At 58.6% G+C, this 15,397-nt stretch carries 18 protein-coding genes; 11 read left to right on the top strand and 7 right to left on the bottom strand.

The window, feature by feature from the left end; translation table 11 throughout:
- Positions 1-5 precede the first annotated feature (5 nt).
- Both AC07U5_RS10930 and AC07U5_RS10925 read left to right on the top strand, forming a co-directional pair.
- Positions 6-806, top strand: coding sequence for a helix-turn-helix transcriptional regulator (locus AC07U5_RS10930; RefSeq protein ID WP_494723005.1), 801 nt, complete (start codon positions 6-8; stop codon positions 804-806).
- A gap of 76 nt (positions 807-882) precedes the next feature.
- Positions 883-1,494 (top strand): LysE family translocator, encoded by a 612-nt coding sequence (locus tag AC07U5_RS10925; protein WP_494723004.1) that lies wholly within the window; start codon positions 883-885, stop codon positions 1,492-1,494.
- A 105-nt stretch (positions 1,495-1,599) separates the two neighbouring features.
- Here AC07U5_RS10925 and AC07U5_RS10920 read toward each other — a convergent pair whose 3' ends face one another.
- Both AC07U5_RS10920 and AC07U5_RS10915 read right to left on the bottom strand, forming a co-directional pair.
- The gene (locus AC07U5_RS10920) at positions 1,600-2,427 is read right to left on the bottom strand and encodes an aldo/keto reductase (protein WP_494723003.1); all 828 of its coding nucleotides are present in this window, start codon (positions 2,425-2,427) and stop codon (positions 1,600-1,602) included.
- 86 nt (positions 2,428-2,513) lie between these two features.
- Positions 2,514-3,695 carry an MFS transporter gene (locus AC07U5_RS10915; RefSeq protein WP_494723002.1) on the bottom strand — a complete coding sequence of 394 codons (1,182 nt, stop codon included), beginning with the start codon at positions 3,693-3,695 and terminating at the stop codon, positions 2,514-2,516.
- Positions 3,696-3,831: 136 nt separating this feature from the next.
- On the opposite strand from AC07U5_RS10915, the gene AC07U5_RS10910 reads away from it, so the two are divergent.
- Positions 3,832-4,731 (top strand): LysR family transcriptional regulator, encoded by a 900-nt coding sequence (locus AC07U5_RS10910; RefSeq protein WP_494723001.1) that lies wholly within the window; start codon positions 3,832-3,834, stop codon positions 4,729-4,731.
- Here the strand turns inward: AC07U5_RS10910 and AC07U5_RS10905 are convergent, their stop codons facing one another.
- Complete coding sequence (locus tag AC07U5_RS10905; RefSeq protein ID WP_494723000.1) at positions 4,732-6,012, bottom strand: TadE/TadG family type IV pilus assembly protein; 1,281 nt, start codon at positions 6,010-6,012, stop codon at positions 4,732-4,734. It abuts the gene before it with no gap.
- 163 nt (positions 6,013-6,175) lie between these two features.
- On the opposite strand from AC07U5_RS10905, the gene AC07U5_RS10900 reads away from it, so the two are divergent.
- Complete coding sequence (locus AC07U5_RS10900) at positions 6,176-6,880, top strand: helix-turn-helix transcriptional regulator (RefSeq protein WP_494722999.1); 705 nt, start codon at positions 6,176-6,178, stop codon at positions 6,878-6,880.
- A gap of 45 nt (positions 6,881-6,925) precedes the next feature.
- Complete coding sequence (locus tag AC07U5_RS10895; RefSeq protein ID WP_494722998.1) at positions 6,926-7,294, top strand: VOC family protein; 369 nt, start codon at positions 6,926-6,928, stop codon at positions 7,292-7,294.
- 52 nt (positions 7,295-7,346) lie between these two features.
- On the opposite strand, the gene tam is transcribed toward AC07U5_RS10895, so the two are convergent.
- Positions 7,347-8,117: a trans-aconitate 2-methyltransferase gene (gene tam, locus AC07U5_RS10890; RefSeq protein ID WP_113272115.1), complete on the bottom strand. Its 771-nt coding sequence runs from the start codon at positions 8,115-8,117 to the stop codon at positions 7,347-7,349.
- A 235-nt stretch (positions 8,118-8,352) separates the two neighbouring features.
- Here tam and AC07U5_RS10885 point away from each other — a divergent pair, with 235 nt between their 5' ends.
- Entirely contained in the window at positions 8,353-9,237 is an 885-nt protein-coding gene (locus tag AC07U5_RS10885; RefSeq protein ID WP_494722997.1) for a branched-chain amino acid aminotransferase, read from the top strand.
- 57 nt (positions 9,238-9,294) lie between these two features.
- Here AC07U5_RS10885 and AC07U5_RS10880 read toward each other — a convergent pair whose 3' ends face one another.
- Entirely contained in the window at positions 9,295-10,203 is a 909-nt protein-coding gene (locus AC07U5_RS10880) for a LysR family transcriptional regulator ArgP (RefSeq protein WP_494722996.1), read from the bottom strand.
- A gap of 91 nt (positions 10,204-10,294) precedes the next feature.
- Between AC07U5_RS10880 and AC07U5_RS10875 the strand changes: the two genes are divergently transcribed.
- Entirely contained in the window at positions 10,295-10,903 is a 609-nt protein-coding gene (locus AC07U5_RS10875; protein WP_494722995.1) for a LysE/ArgO family amino acid transporter, read from the top strand.
- On the opposite strand, the gene AC07U5_RS10870 is transcribed toward AC07U5_RS10875, so the two are convergent.
- The gene (locus tag AC07U5_RS10870; protein WP_494722994.1) at positions 10,890-11,762 is read right to left on the bottom strand and encodes a LysR family transcriptional regulator; all 873 of its coding nucleotides are present in this window, start codon (positions 11,760-11,762) and stop codon (positions 10,890-10,892) included. The two genes, AC07U5_RS10875 and AC07U5_RS10870, sit on opposite strands and share 14 nt — an antisense overlap.
- Positions 11,763-11,864: 102 nt before the next feature.
- Here AC07U5_RS10870 and AC07U5_RS10865 point away from each other — a divergent pair, with 102 nt between their 5' ends.
- On the top strand, positions 11,865-12,407 hold the full coding sequence (locus AC07U5_RS10865; protein WP_494722993.1) for a GNAT family N-acetyltransferase: 543 nt from the start codon (positions 11,865-11,867) through the stop codon (positions 12,405-12,407).
- Positions 12,408-12,512: 105 nt separating this feature from the next.
- Here AC07U5_RS10865 and AC07U5_RS10860 read toward each other — a convergent pair whose 3' ends face one another.
- Complete coding sequence (locus AC07U5_RS10860; protein WP_494722992.1) at positions 12,513-12,851, bottom strand: hypothetical protein; 339 nt, start codon at positions 12,849-12,851, stop codon at positions 12,513-12,515.
- Between the two features lie 219 nt (positions 12,852-13,070).
- Here AC07U5_RS10860 and AC07U5_RS10855 point away from each other — a divergent pair, with 219 nt between their 5' ends.
- The 3 genes from AC07U5_RS10855 to AC07U5_RS10845 all read left to right on the top strand — a co-directional run bounded on the left by AC07U5_RS10855 (position 13,071) and on the right by AC07U5_RS10845 (position 15,365).
- Positions 13,071-13,673 (top strand): superoxide dismutase, encoded by a 603-nt coding sequence (locus AC07U5_RS10855; protein ID WP_062425801.1) that lies wholly within the window; start codon positions 13,071-13,073, stop codon positions 13,671-13,673.
- A 124-nt stretch (positions 13,674-13,797) separates the two neighbouring features.
- On the top strand, positions 13,798-14,646 hold the full coding sequence (locus AC07U5_RS10850; RefSeq protein WP_494722991.1) for a metallophosphoesterase: 849 nt from the start codon (positions 13,798-13,800) through the stop codon (positions 14,644-14,646).
- A 287-nt stretch (positions 14,647-14,933) separates the two neighbouring features.
- Positions 14,934-15,365, top strand: a complete 432-nt coding sequence (locus AC07U5_RS10845) for a c-type cytochrome (protein ID WP_062438183.1) — start codon at positions 14,934-14,936, stop codon at positions 15,363-15,365.
- Positions 15,366-15,397: the final 32 nt, after the last annotated feature.

Here is a 15,397-nt window from a genome sequence, read left to right as displayed (position 1 = left end):
GGTCCATGGGCAAACACCAGTTCACGATGCCGAAAACGACGATGCCGGGCGTGGCTGCGGTGATTGCTGACAGCGACCGCAGCTTTCCCCGTCACATGCATGATCAATTCGGCATTGGTGTTATCGAACGTGGTGCGCAGAAATCGGCGAGTGGACGTGGCATCGTGGAAGCGGAGGCAGGGCGCGTCATCACCGTCAATCCGGGTGAGGTGCATGACGGCGTAGCGCTTGGCGAAAGCGGGCGGGCCTGGACGATGCTCTATCTCGATCCCGAAGTCGTGTATGCCGCATTGTCGGATATTCGCGAACGCGATAGCCGCGATTTCGAGTTCGTCTATCCCGTCGATCCGAGACCCTTGGCCGATCGCTTTCGTACACTCTTGCAAGCCATCACATCGCAACAGGCTGCTCTACCCGGCGAGGAAGCCCTTCCTCTGCTGTTGTCGCAAACGCTGGAGCGCCCCCGCGCTGTGCGTCATCAGGCGGCATCTACCGCTGGTCTGTATCGCGTCAGGCAGATGATGGACGAGGCACCACAGACGCCCTTCGGTCTCGCCGAACTTTCGGCAGAAGCGGGAATGAGCCGCTTCCGCTTTCTGCGTGCTTTCTCCTCGGTTACAGGGCTGACACCGCACAGCTATCTGATGCAGCGCCGCCTGCATCTGGCGCGGCAAGCATTGGCAAAGGGCGTTTCCCCCGCCGAAGCGGCCTTCGCGTCCGGCTTTTGCGATCAAAGCCACTTAAACCGCGTGTTTGTACGGCACTTCGGCACGACGCCCGCCGTCTATAGGTACGCGCTCTCCTGATCGAAACGTGCAATTTCGTCCAAGACCGATCCGTCCAATCGCAGCAGAGTGACGCCTTCTTTCAAGGAAGGCCCTCATGACACTCGAATTTCTCCTCACATCGGCCATCGTGGTGGCATCTCCTGGCACAGGCGTGGTCTACACGCTGGCAGCTGGTCTCACGCAGGGCGCGCGCGCAAGCTTGGTCGCCGCCTTCGGCTGCACACTTGGCATCGTCCCGCATCTGCTGGCAGCGATCACCGGGCTTGCTGCAATCCTGCATGCGAGTGCGACGGCATTCACCCTCATCAAATATGCCGGCGTGATCTATCTGCTGTACATGGCTTGGAACACACTGAAAGAACATGGCGCTCTGCGCGTCGACGAGACGCAGCCAGCAAGAACGCCTGGCCGCATCGTGATCGAGGCTGTCCTCATCAACCTGTTAAATCCGAAGCTGTCGATCTTCTTCTTTGCCTTCCTGCCGCAGTTCGTTGCGGCAGACTCCTCATCATCGACCCGCGAGATGACCGCCCTCGGTCTCGTTTTCATGGCGATGACATTTGTGATTTTCGCGGTCTATGGCTGCTTTGCCGCGTCTGTCAGGCGCCAGATCGTTTCGCGGCCTTCGGTGCTTGTCTGGCTGCGGCGAAGTTTTGCCGCAGCCTTTGTTGCACTTGGCCTGAAACTGGCCTTCGTGCAGCGCTGAGTGACTTGTAGCATCAGCCCGAAAATCGGACTCGATTTTCGGGCTGATGCGTCGATTCAAAAAAGGTGAAGCGTCCTTTGTGCGCCCAACAGGACGCACGGCGCTTTAATCGTCCCAGTCCGGCGCCAGATGGCCGGGATTGACAATGCGCCCATCCGTCTTTGCCAAGGCGAAGATCGCCTTCATCTCCTCGTCGGACAGGTCGAAGTCGAAGATATCGAAGTTCTCGGGAAGACGGCTCTCCGTTGCCGTTTTGGACAAGGCGATCACGTCCGGCTGCTGCACGGCCCAGCGAAGCGCTACCTGGGCAGCGGTCTTGCCGTGCTTGGCGCCGATATCACGAAGCACCTCATCCTTCGGCACTTTGCCATCTGCCATCAGATAGTAGGCCGTGATCGAAATGCCGTGCTTGCGGGCAGCCTCGATCACCTTCGTCTGGTCTAGATAGGGATGGTACTCGATTTGGTTGTTGGCGATCGGCGCGTCGGACAGGCGGACCGATTCATCCATCAGCGCCACGTTGAAGTTGGAGATGCCGATGTTGCGCACCTTGCCCGCCTTGTGCAGTTCGTTCAGCGCGCCAATCCGCTCCGCCAGCGGCACATCGCTTTTCGGCCAGTGCAGAAGAAGCAGATCGACATAGTCCGTCTTCAGCTTCGTCAGGCTCTCATCCACGGAGCGGATGAAGTCATCATGCTTGTACTGATCGACCCACACCTTGGTGGTGAGAAAGATGTCGCCGCGCGAGACGCCGGACTTTGCGATAGCATCGCCGACTGCCGCCTCGTTCTTATAGACCTGCGCCGTGTCCACATGGCGGAACCCCAGCTTCAGCGCCTGCGGCAGGATGCGGTGGACGTCCTCTTCCGGCATGCGGAATGTACCGAAGCCGAGAGCAGGAATGTTTGCGCCATTGGCGTTGACTGTTTGCATCGTGTTTGTCTCCATTGCGGATGATAGCCCCGCAAGTCCGCGGGGCAGAAGGGTCCTCACCCTAAGTGCTGAGGATGTGATTTGGTTCACACGGTCTGGGCAAGATCTGCCTGACGGCGGTCGAGACTGCTGCTGACCAGCGTCAGAACCAGTGCTCCCGAAACCAGCAGCGCCCCGACCCATGGCGTTGCACCAAGACCAAGCGGCGAGGCGACGACCAGACCGCCAATCCAGGCGCCGACGGCGATGCCAAGATTGAAGGCGGCGATGTTGAGCGCCGAGGCAACATCGATCGCGTTTGGCCTGAAGCGCTTTGCAAGCTGCACCACATAAAGCTGGAGGCCCGGTACATTGGCGAAGGATAGAAAGCCGAGTGCAACGAGCGTTACCAGAGCAGCCGGGGCGGACGGAGCGGTGAAGGTGAAGATCACCAGAACGAGCGCCTGAAGCCCGAAAAGCCAACCGAGAGCCTTTGCTGGATTACGGTCGGCAATCCGTCCTCCGGCGAGGTTGCCGGCGGCGATCGCCAGACCATAGAGGACCAGAACAAGGCTGACGGTGCTTTCAGCAAAGCCGGTCAGATCTTGCAGGATCGAGGCGAGAAAGGTGAAGGTCACGAAGGTGCCACCATAACCGAGTGCGGTCATGCCAAAGGCAAGCAGAAGGCGGCCGGAACCGAGAACACGAACCTGCTCCATGAGACCGGCGGCTGGCGCCTTTTGAAGCGTCGCTGGCAGCAGTGTTGCAATGCCGATGAAGGCGACGACGCCGAGTGCGGCGACGGCAAAGAAGGTGGCGCGCCAGCCGAAAATCTGACCGATGAGCGTGCCGAGCGGAACGCCGGTGACGATGGCAACCGTCAGTCCCATGAACATCATGGCAATGGCCGAAGCTCTGCGATCCTCTGCCACCAGACCCGCGGCAATGGTTGCGCCGACCGAGAAGAACACGCCGTGGGCAAAGGCAGAAATAACCCGCGCGACCAGGAGCATCTCGTAACTGGGGCTGAGCGCTGCGGCGCCATTGCCGAGGATGAAGAGACCCATAAGGCCGAGCAGAAGCGGCTTGCGCTCGATGCGGCCAGTCAGTGCGGTAAGGATTGGCGCACCGAAGGTAACGCCGAGTGCGTAGACGGACACGATGAGGCCGGCAAGCGGCAGCGTGATGTGAAGATCGTTCGCGACGGTGGGCAGAAGACCCACGATGACGAATTCCGTGGTGCCGATTGCATAGGCCGCAATCGTCAAGGCAAAGAGAGCAAGGGGCATGGTCGTGCCTTTCCGGCCACTCTGGTGGCCGTCCCGAAGGTGTTGATGTTTCGAGCCTGAATATCGGCACCGGGCACTTGTTTGATAATGCCGATTAATCGATAATCATCTTTGAATTGAAGTCATAGGTAAGGTCATGGACAATCGAGCCGGCGAAATGGAAGTCTTCGTTCTGGCCGCCGAGTTGAAAAGCTTTTCCGCCGCAGGACGGCGCTTGAAGCTGTCGCCCTCCGCTGTTAGCAAGCTTGTCTCGAGAGTGGAGGAGAGGCTTGGTACGCGGCTGTTGGTGCGCTCGACGCGAAGACTGGAACTCACGCCCGAGGGCGACATCTATCTCCGTCGCGCGCGCCGTATTCTCAAAGAGATCGATGAGACGGAAGAACTGGTCGCCGGCGGTCGGGAGGAGGCGAGGGGGTTGCTTCGGGTCAACTCCTCGGTCGGCTTTGGCGAGCGGTGCATCCTGCCTCTGCTGGGGGAATTCGCCGAACGTCATCCAAAGGTGCGGCTCGATCTGACACTGACCGATGGCGTGATCGACCTCATTGGCGAGCGTACCGATATCGCAATCCGCGTCGGACCGATGCGGGATTCCTCACTGATGGCGAGGCGCCTGTTTTCCAGCCGGCGCGTCATCGTCGCCTCGCCTGACTACCTGAAGAAGCATGGGACGCCGAAGACTCCGGAAGACCTCGATCAGCACAACTGCATCGGCTTCAACTTCCGGCGAAGCCTCGACGAATGGCCGTTTCGCGATCCCGGTTCCGATAGCGCCTATATCAAGGCCATCACCGGCAACATTCAGGTATCGAGCGGCTCGATCAAACGGCAACTCTGCCTGTTGGGCGTCGGCATCGGTCGGATTGGGGAATTTCATGTCCGCCCTGATATCGAGGCCGGACAGCTTGTCCCAATCCTGGAGGATTATAACGGCGGCGACACAGAACTCGTCCATGCCGTTTACGCCGGACACGAGCATCTGGCTGCTCGCATCCGCGCCTTTATCGATTTCCTCGTCGAAAGAATCGAACCGAGTTGATCAGCTCGACAGGCGAGGAGAGGAGACCACCCGCTTGAACAGTGCCGACATGGCATCGCTGATGCCCTGCGTCGGGCTCACCTCGAAGAACAGACCTTGAGAAGCGCAGTCTTGCATACGGGCGGAGATTTCGGACTGGAAGGGGCGGATCCAGTCATTATACCAACCGTTCGTCGGAAGTGGCAGATAAGTCGTGTAAAGAACGGCGATACGGTAGCCCTGGCTCTTCAAGGCGGTACACAGCCGGGTGTCGATCGGCTCCTGACAGCGGCCATTCGTGGTTTTTTTGGTGCAGCTTGTCGGCTTGTAGCTGTCGCCAACACCATCGGATACGAAATAGAGGACCTTTTCCGGCGTGGCCGAGCTGTTGCCGTTCCCCTGCGGGCCCATTTTCAAGGCGATCTGCGTCAAGGCGCGGTCGATATCCGTCTGCTGGTCGTTATTGTAGCCTTGATACGGAATGGACATGAGGTCGATCTTGCTCGACCTATTTTTTACGTCGGAGAGATTGGACGTGAGTGGCACGACTTCGAGAAGTTTTGTGTCCTCGGCTTTTTCACCAAAGGTATAGACTGCCATTCTAAATTGGTCTGAGACGGTCTGGGTGCCCGCTGCGGTGTCCATGAGGGAGGCCGTCGCTTTCCCTACCACATTGATGCGCGTGGTCACTTTCAGTTTTTTCGCAAGCTCGTAGTAACTATTTTTGCCACTCTGAATATCGTGACACGCGAAGGCACACTGATCGCCTGTGTTTGCCACCATCGTGGCGACATCCTGAGGCGTTGCACCCACGCCCATGGAGGGCGTGTTATCCAGCAACAGATAGAAGTTCATGTATTTCTCTGTTTGATATCGACCCGTGGATTTGACGCTCACGGAAAAGAAGTCCTTACCCAAAATCGCTGAGAGCGTGGTATTGACCGTGGCCTTCAATTCCAAGGACGACTCAACGATATTCCCGGTCTTCTTGACAAGCAGGGTGGCGTTTTCGATCTCGAAGTCGTTCTTCTTGCCGTCCCCCTTCTTGCCGAAATCCACGCCGGAATGACCAGGAACGGTGATGGGGCCATCTCCGCTCATCTTGCGCGCCTCCGCCACATAGGGCGAATCTTTGGAGACGGCGCCGAGTGCGGTGGCGTCCGCCGTCTGCTGCAGATCTTCCTTGACGGCGAGCGCCTGGCTGAAGTCTAAGGCCAGGCCTGCCGCTCCAAACAGCGGTACGGCCAGCAGTGCAGTCAGAATGGCAAAATTGCCGCCTTTGTCTCGCCAAAAATTAAGCATTGGTGCCTCTGAAAAATCTTATGAAGCTTTGTCGCGACCTGATATCGAGAATAGATGGCTTAAAATGAATAATAACAGGTGGCTTTAATCGCTAAGGTTTTACACAACGCGTATAAATAGATGATTAAAACTCATAGGGCGGGCCTATTGCCTGGGGAAATGCATGTCACGCGCGCAACGCCTGCTTGATTTGCTTCAATTGTTACGAAGCTATCGCAATCCGGTCGGTGGCGCAGAATTGGCTGCCGCGACAGGTGTCAGTCTGCGTACGCTCTACCGCGACATCGGGACCCTCCAAGCGCAAGGCGCCAATATCGAAGGCGAAGCCGGGGTCGGCTACGTGCTGCGACCGGGTTATCTTCTGCCGCCTCTGATGTTTTCCGAAGCGGAAATCGAGGCTTTGGTTCTGGGCTCCCGCTGGGTGGCGGGCAGGGCGGATGGCGCGTTGGCGGATGCCGCGCGCGCCGGGCTTGCGAAGATCGCCGCAGTTCTGCCAAAGACGCTGGCGGAGGAACTGGACAATTCCACACTTCTTGTGGGACCCGGAAAGGTGATCGATATGCCGCATATCGATCTTAGCAATATTCGCAGTGCCATCAGAAGTCAGGCGAAAATCGAGATCGACTATGCCGACGAGCGCGGGCGCGACACTCGCCGGATTGTCTGGCCCTTTGCGCTGGCGTTTTTCGATCAGGTTCGTGTGCTGCTGGCATGGTGTGAGTTAAGACAGGATTATCGCAGCTTTCGCGCCGATCGCATTTCTTGCTTCACGCTTTTGGACACGCGCTATCCCAAACGCCGCGAAGTCCTGCTGAAAGGTTGGCGGCAGATGATGAAGGCACGCCAGGAGACTGCTGACAGAAACTGACACTACGCCTGGCTAAGGTCTCCCCATCAACAAAAGGAGACCAACATGAACCACCCGAACTTCGTCATTCTCTTTGTCAACGACCCGCGCCATAGCGCTGCATTCTATAGCGATTTGCTCGGCGCAGAGCCTGTCGAACTCTCCGACACCTTCGCTCTGTTCAATTTGCAAAGCGGCATGCGCCTTGGTCTCTGGTCCCGCCACTCCGTTCAGCCGCCACTGTCTTCCGACGGCAACGCCGCTGAGATCGCCTTCATCAAAGAGACAGACAGTGAGGTCGATGCCTGCCATCGCGCGTGGACCGACAAGGGCCTACCGATCTTGCAGGAGCCAACCGTCATGGACTTCGGCCGCACATTCCTTGCGGCAGATCCGGATGGTTACCGGCTGCGCGTCTACGCCTTTCACGGCTGACGTCTCACTGTGTTGAACGGACAGGCATCGAGCCATGCCTGTCCGTTCACGATCAGCCGCGCACTGCGACGATGAACAGTCGTGGGAATCGCAAAAGACGCCGTCCGTCCGCAAGTCGCGGATAGGCGGCGTCGATACGCTGTCGGTAATCCTCCAGAAAAGCCTCTTGGTGTTCAGCGCCAGCAACTGCCAGATAAGGACGAAGACCGGTGCCCTTCACCCACTCCACAATCGCCCCGGCATCCGCCATGGGATGATTATAAATGCTGTGCCACACATCGACGCGGAGCGCTTTCGGCGACAGGCGATCGATGTAGTCAGCGGGGGAGGGCAGCGGCTTGCGACGCAGTTGTCGCCCTTCGAAGTTCTGGCGCCATGGACCGGAGCGGCTCGTTTCCTCCATCAACAGGTGACCCGGCTCATTGAGGTTGTCCGGCATCTGGATAGCAAGGACGCCACCGGGGGTCAGATGGTCCATCAGCCTGTCGAGAAGGTCGATGTGGTTCGGCAACCATTGGAACACCGCGTTGGCATAAAACAGATCGGCTGGCGCATCCGGTAGCCAGGATGACAGATCGGCCTGCACGAATTCGGTGGTCGGCAACCTGAGTGCTGCCTCTTCCAGCATATTCTCGTCGCTATCGACGCCGGTAATGACGTTGACGCCATAGCGCTCCGTCAGAAGCTCGGTGGAATTGCCGGGACCGCAGCCAAGGTCAAATCCCTTCATGACCCGCTCCAGCGGAACCTGTGCCAGAAGGTCACGCGCCGGCCGCGTCCGCTCGTCCTCGAATTTCAGATATTGCTGTGCCGACCATGCCATTTCAGGCCTCCCCGCGCTTATGTCTTATTGAAGATGCCACAGCGTCGTCACGACTGCCAGATCACCTCGATTGGCGTATCAACGCGGGGACCATATTCTTGGCTGCACGCAATAAATGCGCTTTTCACGGCAATCCTCGGGCAATATTCCTTCCTTTTGATCGTCGCGGGGAATTTCATCTTGACCTCATGGCCGAGCGGGCATTCATTCCGACGCATTCAAGAAGGAGAATGCCATGTCCGTCGATACCGCACCCCGTTCTACAACCTGGACCTATGTCGATGGTCAATGGCTTCCCGGCAATCCTCCCTTGATCGGCCCCACCTCCCACGCCATGTGGCTCGCTTCGACCGTCTTCGATGGCGCCCGCTGGTTCGATGGCCTGGCACCCGATCTCGATTTGCATTGCCAGCGCGTCAACCGTTCCGCCGTCAACATGGGCATGAAGCCGACCATGACGCCGGAGGAGATCGAGCAACTGGCGTTGGAAGGCGTGAAGAAGTTCGATGGCAATATGGCGATCTACATCAAGCCGATGTACTGGGCCGAGCATGGCATGCGGGGTTCCGTCGTCGCTCCTGACGCCGAGTCCACCCGTTTTGCGCTCTGCCTGTTCGAGGCGCCGATGGATGCCGGCGTCCCGCTGACGCTGACCGTCTCGCCGCTGCGCCGTCCATCGCCGGAGACGGCCATGACCGATGCCAAGGCTGGTAGCCTTTATCCCAATAGCGGTCGTGCCATCATTGAAGCCCGCTCGCGCGGCTTCGACAATGCGCTCATGCGCGACATGAACGGCAATGTGGCCGAGTCCGCATCCTCCAACGTCTTCATGGTCAAGGACGGCATCGTCTATACGCCGATGCCGAACCGCACCTTTCTGGCAGGCATCACCCGCTCTCGCGTCATGATGCTGCTGCGCCAGGCTGGTTTCGATGTGCGTGAGGCAACGCTCTCCGTCGAAGACTTCCGCAACGCCGACGAAATCTTCTGCTCCGGCAATTACTCCAAAGTTTCCCCAGTCATTAAGCTCGACGACCGCGAACTTCAGGCCGGCCCTGTGGCGCGCAAGGCGCTAGACCTTTACATGGACTGGGCAAAATCGGCGACGTCGGCTGAGTAAAAAGACGACACTGGAACTCCTTGCGGATGTCGGGTGATTACGGTGTCCCAGGGAGTTCTATTCGCTCTTGATTTGCACCAACTCTCGACGCGCAACCTCTACCACCGCATCCGTCAGCGACCTCAGCCGATCCGCAGCCAGCCGGTTGACCTGCCAGAACAGCGGGACGTCGAACGGCGTTCTCGCCACAAGCTCCACCAATCGCCCCTCCGCCAGATGACTGCGCACCAGAAGCGCCGGGTTCATGCCCCAACCCATGCCAAGCAGCGCGGCATCCACAAAGCTTTGGGTAGATGGTAGCCAGTGGGTCGGGTGGACGATGGACGCGCCGAAAACCTGGCTGATCCATTGCTGCTGAAGCCGGTCTTTCTGGTTGAAGGTAAGGGCAGGAGCTTGTGCAAGTTCGGTTTCAGTCACGCCCTTGGGAAAGTATCGGTCGATAAAAGCCGGGCTTGCTGTTGCGTGGTAGCGCAGAAAGCCGAGCGGCGTGACACGGCAGCCCTGGACCGGCTTCTCCAGGCTGGTTACCGCTGCAAGGACACGTCCGCGCTGCAGCCACTCCGCCGTATGATCCTGATCGTCCACCGCCACATTCAGGAGAAAGCCCGACTGATGTGTGAAAGTGGAAACTGCCTTTAGGAACCATGTGCCGAGACTGTCGGCATTGGTGGCGATGTGCAGCGTCACGCGGCTGCTGACCTCGTCGGAAGACAGGAGAGCGGGAAGCTGGCTGAAAAGTTCTGACTCCAACATGCCCACATGTTCCATGTGGCGGCAGACCCATTCGCCTTTTTCCGTCGCCGTACAGGGATTGCCACGCAGGATGAGAACGGCACCCAGCCGTTCCTCGAGTTGTTTGACCCGTTGGGAGATGGCCGATGGCGTGACGTGCAGCGCCAGTGCCGCCTTTTCAAAACTGCCGGTCTGAACCACCATTGCCACTGCGCGAAGCCCAGCATAATCCATAGAGTTAGCCCTACTTAATCGAGGTAAGTATCTTTAACTAGATTAAACCATTGCCGCCACTTATTCGGTGCCAGGACTTAAAGGGCATCGTATGGACTTTTCGGTATATCTCACAGGCTTCACCATGGGGCTGACGCTTATCATGGCCATCGGCGCGCAGAATGCGTTCGTGTTGCGCCAGGGCCTTCGCGGCGATCATGTCTTCGCTGTCTGCCTGGCCTGCGCGCTTTCGGATGCGATCCTGATCACCATCGGCGTGACTGCCTTCCGGCAGATCGCCATGGTCATGCCGGCGATCGAACCCGCCATGCGCTGTGCGGGTGCCGCGTTTTTGGTGTGGTATGGCGCAAAGAGCCTGCAGTCGGCACTTCGGTCCTCAGAGGCCTTGGCCGCTGCATCCGGCACGGTCACGCCCTTTGCTCCCACACTTCTTACCTGTCTGGCGCTGACATGGCTGAACCCGCATGTCTATCTCGACACCGTCGTTTTGATCGGCACGATCTCGACGCAGTTTCCGGGCAAGGAAGCGGTCTTCGGTGCAGGTGCGACCACGGCGTCATGTGTCTTCTTTTTCTCGCTCGGCTATGGTGCGCGCTGGTTGCGCCCCGTCTTCGCCAATCCGGCGGCGTGGCGCATCCTGGAAGGCGTCATTGCGCTTGTCATGTGGCTAATCGCACTCACACTTCTCACTGGCGGTTAAGGGCAGCGACAAGTGCGCGCAGCGGCGCCGTCATGTGCTTGTCGCGCCTCATTGCCAGCACGAGATCACGTTCCAGTTTCGGCATGAGCGAGCGCGTTTGCAGTCCTTTCGAAGCCGCGTCATGAACGGCCATGGCAGGTACGATGGCGACGCCGAGGCCTGACCCCACCAATGTCTTCAGCGCCTCCACGCTGCCAAGTTCCATGACGGGCTGGACCCGTCTGCTGCTGTCTTTCAGCCACCCGTCAACGAGTTTCCGGGTATTGCCACCCTGGTAGAGGAGCAAGGGCTGGCCGCAGAGATAATCGGCGTCAATGTTTTCTGGGATGGCAGACACGTCCGGTGCGAAGACCGCGACCAGTTCTTCGCGGTGAAGTTCGCGCAGATCGAGGCTGCGCCCGGTGACGGGGAGCGTGACGATCGCGGCATCGATCTCGTTGTTTTCCAGGAGGCGGACGATATCCGGCGTGTTGCCGGTCTCCACACGAATTTCGATACCGGGCATCAACCGACGGATTTCGCGCAATATCGTCGGCAGAAAGTAAATGAGGGCTGTCGCACCGGTACCGATGCGCAAACGCCCGCTCTGGCCACTCCGATGCGGCGCGACTGTCTCGATGGCCTGAGACACCTCGTCGGCAATACGCCGTGCATGCACCAGAAGATCGCGTCCTGCCGACGTCGGTTGCGCCCGTCGCCCGACGCGCTCGATGAGCCGAACGCCAAGCTGCTTTTCAAGCAACCGAATGTGGAGGCTGATGGCGGGCTGTGTCAGCCCAACCTTCTCCGCCGCCGCGGAGAAACTACCGAGATCCGCGACATCGATGAAGCTCTTCAACTGTCGAAGGTCGAAATCCATATCAAAGAAACCCTTATGCTCTGCATAAGATCTATAATCTTTATTTTGATATGTCTCTGGTGCAGATTGCAGCGACCGCATACCCCTTCAGGACTTTCCGCAATGACCTCCGCCACAAAAACCGCCATGATCATCCGCCCCTGCGAAGAGGAGGATATCCCTGCGATCGTTGAAATCTACCGTGACGCCGTCCTTTATGGCAGCGCCAGCTTCGAAATCGAGCCGCCGACGGCTGATGCTATGCGGGAGCGCCGGAGAACACTCCTTGCCGGCGGCTTCCCCTATATCGTCGCGGAAATCGAAGGCGCGGTTGTCGGCTACGCGTACGCCGGACCCCACCGTGCCCGCCCGGCCTATGGCGCAACGGTGGAAGACTCCATCTATGTCGATCCGAACAGAAAGGGCTTGGGGATCGGCAAGACCCTGCTGCTTGCACTGATCGAAGAGGCGGCGGCAAGGGGTTTTCGCCAGATGGTGGCGGTTGTCGGCGATTCCGACAACGCCGCTTCTGTCGGCGTTCACCGCGCCACGGGGTTTGAGATGGTGGGGACCCTGAAATCCGTCGGCTGGAAGCACGGCCGCTGGCTGGACATCGTTCTCATGCAGCGGCCGCTGGGCGAGGCGGACAGAACGCCCAGAGTTTAAATCTGACGATCTATCCAATAATCACAACTGCTCACGTAGTTTAAGTACGCGGCGGTTCTTGAATGACCATGTTTGTTAGACGAGCGAAAAGTCTTGAACAGACGGTCAGGGCTTGGTGGAGCCAGGAAGCTCGACCTTGACGGAACCGGCCGACAATTCGCTGCCGAGCTCCACGGCCTTGGTCTTCTTGTCGTAAACGCAGATGTGACTAACGGTTGCATCTGCTCCTTTCGCCTTTCCGGTCAGGATCGCCAAGCCGTAGTTTTCGCTTCCTGTCGGATCGACGACGGCCTTCGCGTCATCCATCAACCTTGCGCCCGCATCGAGGCATTTTGCCTGCACGTCGGCGACGAACGCTTCCCAGGCACTATCGGACGATGCGGCTGCGGGGAGCGCCATAAGGGATGCCATGATCAAAACCAAAGCCTGTCGTTTCACTGCCATGTCCTTTCGATAGTCTCTCATCGGATCAGCCGAACGGATCGCTCGGAATCGGTACGGCAAACTGGGTCGCAATCATGTTTTTGAAGAGGCGTGAGAGGAATTTTCTCTTTTGCTGGAACATTTTGACAATTCACAGGTTGCCTGAATTGACGGCTGATCCTATGGTCCGCGCACAAGGTTTCGAGGAGCGGCCCAGCCGCTGCAACAAGGAGTAAAACCATGGCCTTTGAACTTCCCGAACTCCCATACGACTACGACGCGCTTGCGCCTTACATGTCGCGCGAAACGCTGGAGTTTCACCACGACAAGCACCACAAGGCCTATGTGGACAACGGCAACAAGCTGGCTGCAGAAGCCGGTCTTTCCGACCTGTCGCTCGAAGAAGTCGTGAAGAAGTCTTTCGGCACCAATGCTGGCCTCTTCAACAACGCTGCCCAGCACTACAACCACGTCCATTTCTGGAAGTGGATGAAGAAGGACGGCGGCGGCAACAAGCTGCCCGGCAAGCTCGAGCAGGCGATTGCCTCCGATCTTGGCGGTTACGACAAGTTCAAGGCTGACTTCATCGCAGCCGGCACCACGCAGTTCGGTTCGGGTTGGGCCTGGCTTTCGGTCAAGAACGGCAAGCTTGAAATCTCCAAGACCCCGAACGGTGAAAACCCGCTGGTCCACGGCGCAGAGCCGATCCTCGGCGTCGACGTATGGGAACACTCCTACTACATCGACTATCGCAACCTGCGTCCGAAGTACCTCGAAGCATTCGTCGATAATCTCATCAACTGGGATTACGTTCTGGAGCGCTACGAAGCCGCTTCCAAGTAATTTTCCGACCGATCGGATAAGCAGCACCCGGCCTTTGCGCCGGGTGTTTTGCTTTGCTACCTCTTCCGATCCTGGCAGGCGTTGTCACACCTCTGTCATGCGGCGCTTCTAAGCGGTAGCGATCATGACAGCCACATCCATCGCACCGCTCTTTTCCTTCGGCATCGTCGCTGACCCGCAATATGCCGACATCCCAGCCCGACCGGAGATGAATCGCTTTTACGCGGAGAGCACGAAAAAGTTGACGGCTGCGATCGACGCCTTCAACCAGGAGAATCTGGCGTTCGTCGTCACCCTCGGCGACCTGATCGACCGCGGCTGGGAGAGCTTCGACGGTATCCTTGGCTGTTACGATCACCTCAGGCATCGCTCCATTCTGCTACCCGGAAACCACGACTTCGCTGTCGAGCCGGAGCACTTGCCGAAGGTCCACGACCGGCTCGGCATGCCGGCAAGGTGGTATGACTTCAGTCTCGGCGAATTCCGTTTCATCGTGCTGGACGGCAATGATGTCAGCACCTTCGCGCCTCCGTTTGGCGATCCGCGCCGCGAGCTTGCCACGACCCGTCTAGAGGCGCTACGCGAGGCCGGAGACCTGAACGCACAGGACTGGAACGGTTCTTTCAGCAATGAGCAACTGTCCTGGCTAGGGGCAACGCTTGCCAAGGCCGATGCCATGCAGGAGCAGGTCGTCCTCTTCTGCCACTATCCTCTCTATCCGGCGAACGCGCATAATATGTGGGACGCGCCAGAGGTGCTGAAACTGCTGGCCGCTCATCACAGCGTCAGAGCGTGGTTCTGCGGGCACAATCACGATGGCAATTACGGCGTGATCGGCAATACTCACTTCGTCAACGTCAAAGGCATGGTGGACACGCCGGACCAGAACGCCTTTGCCATCGCCGATGTTTATCCGGACCGCATCGTCCTGCGTGGCTATGGCCGGGAGACAAACCGCGTTCTGATGTTTTGACGTCAGGACCGCGTGGCCGCTCCCGTCATTGTCGAAGATCTGTCGGCGCAGTAAGGCGGCCTTTCTCGCCGCTTGCCATGGGCGCAAAGGAAACTGAAAAAGCCAAGTTTAGGTATCTGATTTTCCTCTGGAAAATCACCTGAATGTGACTTCTTTTTGCCATGTGAAGCCTGCATCTTCATTTCTGTTCGACTCGGTGTGCCGCCCGGCACGCATCCGCGCGTCGTGAAGTCGATGCGGAACGGCGAATAACCACCTCCGGTGCCACCGGAACAAGGAGAGAGAGCATGAAATTCAAGACGATTGCCGCATCCATTCTCATAGGCTGTCTTTGCGCCGGAGCGGTTTCCGCGGCCGGCGAGGTTGAAAAGCGTGAAGGCTTGATGAAACAGATCGGTGGCGCCATGGGCGCACTCGGCGCGATCGCCAAGGGCGAGAAGCCCTATGACGCCGAGACCGTGAAGACAGCTGTCACCACGATCAGCACCAACGCCAAGGCATTCCCGGACCAGTTCCCGGCAGGCTCCGAGGGTGGCGCTGCGTCGCCTGCCATCTGGCAGAACTTTGCGGACTTCAAGGCGAAGTCGGAAAAGCTCGGCGCAGATGCCGATGCCGTTCTTGCACAACTGCCCACCGATCAGGCGAGCACGGGCGCTGCCCTCAAGACTCTCGGCGCCGATTGCAGTTCCTGCCATCAGGCCTATCGTGTGAAGAAGTAAGCGACCCAAGAAGAGCCCGCCGGTTCAGCGGC

This window comes from Agrobacterium sp. GW821-FHT02D03 (assembly GCF_059421725.1).
This window is presented reverse-complemented; position numbering and strand designations above follow the sequence as displayed.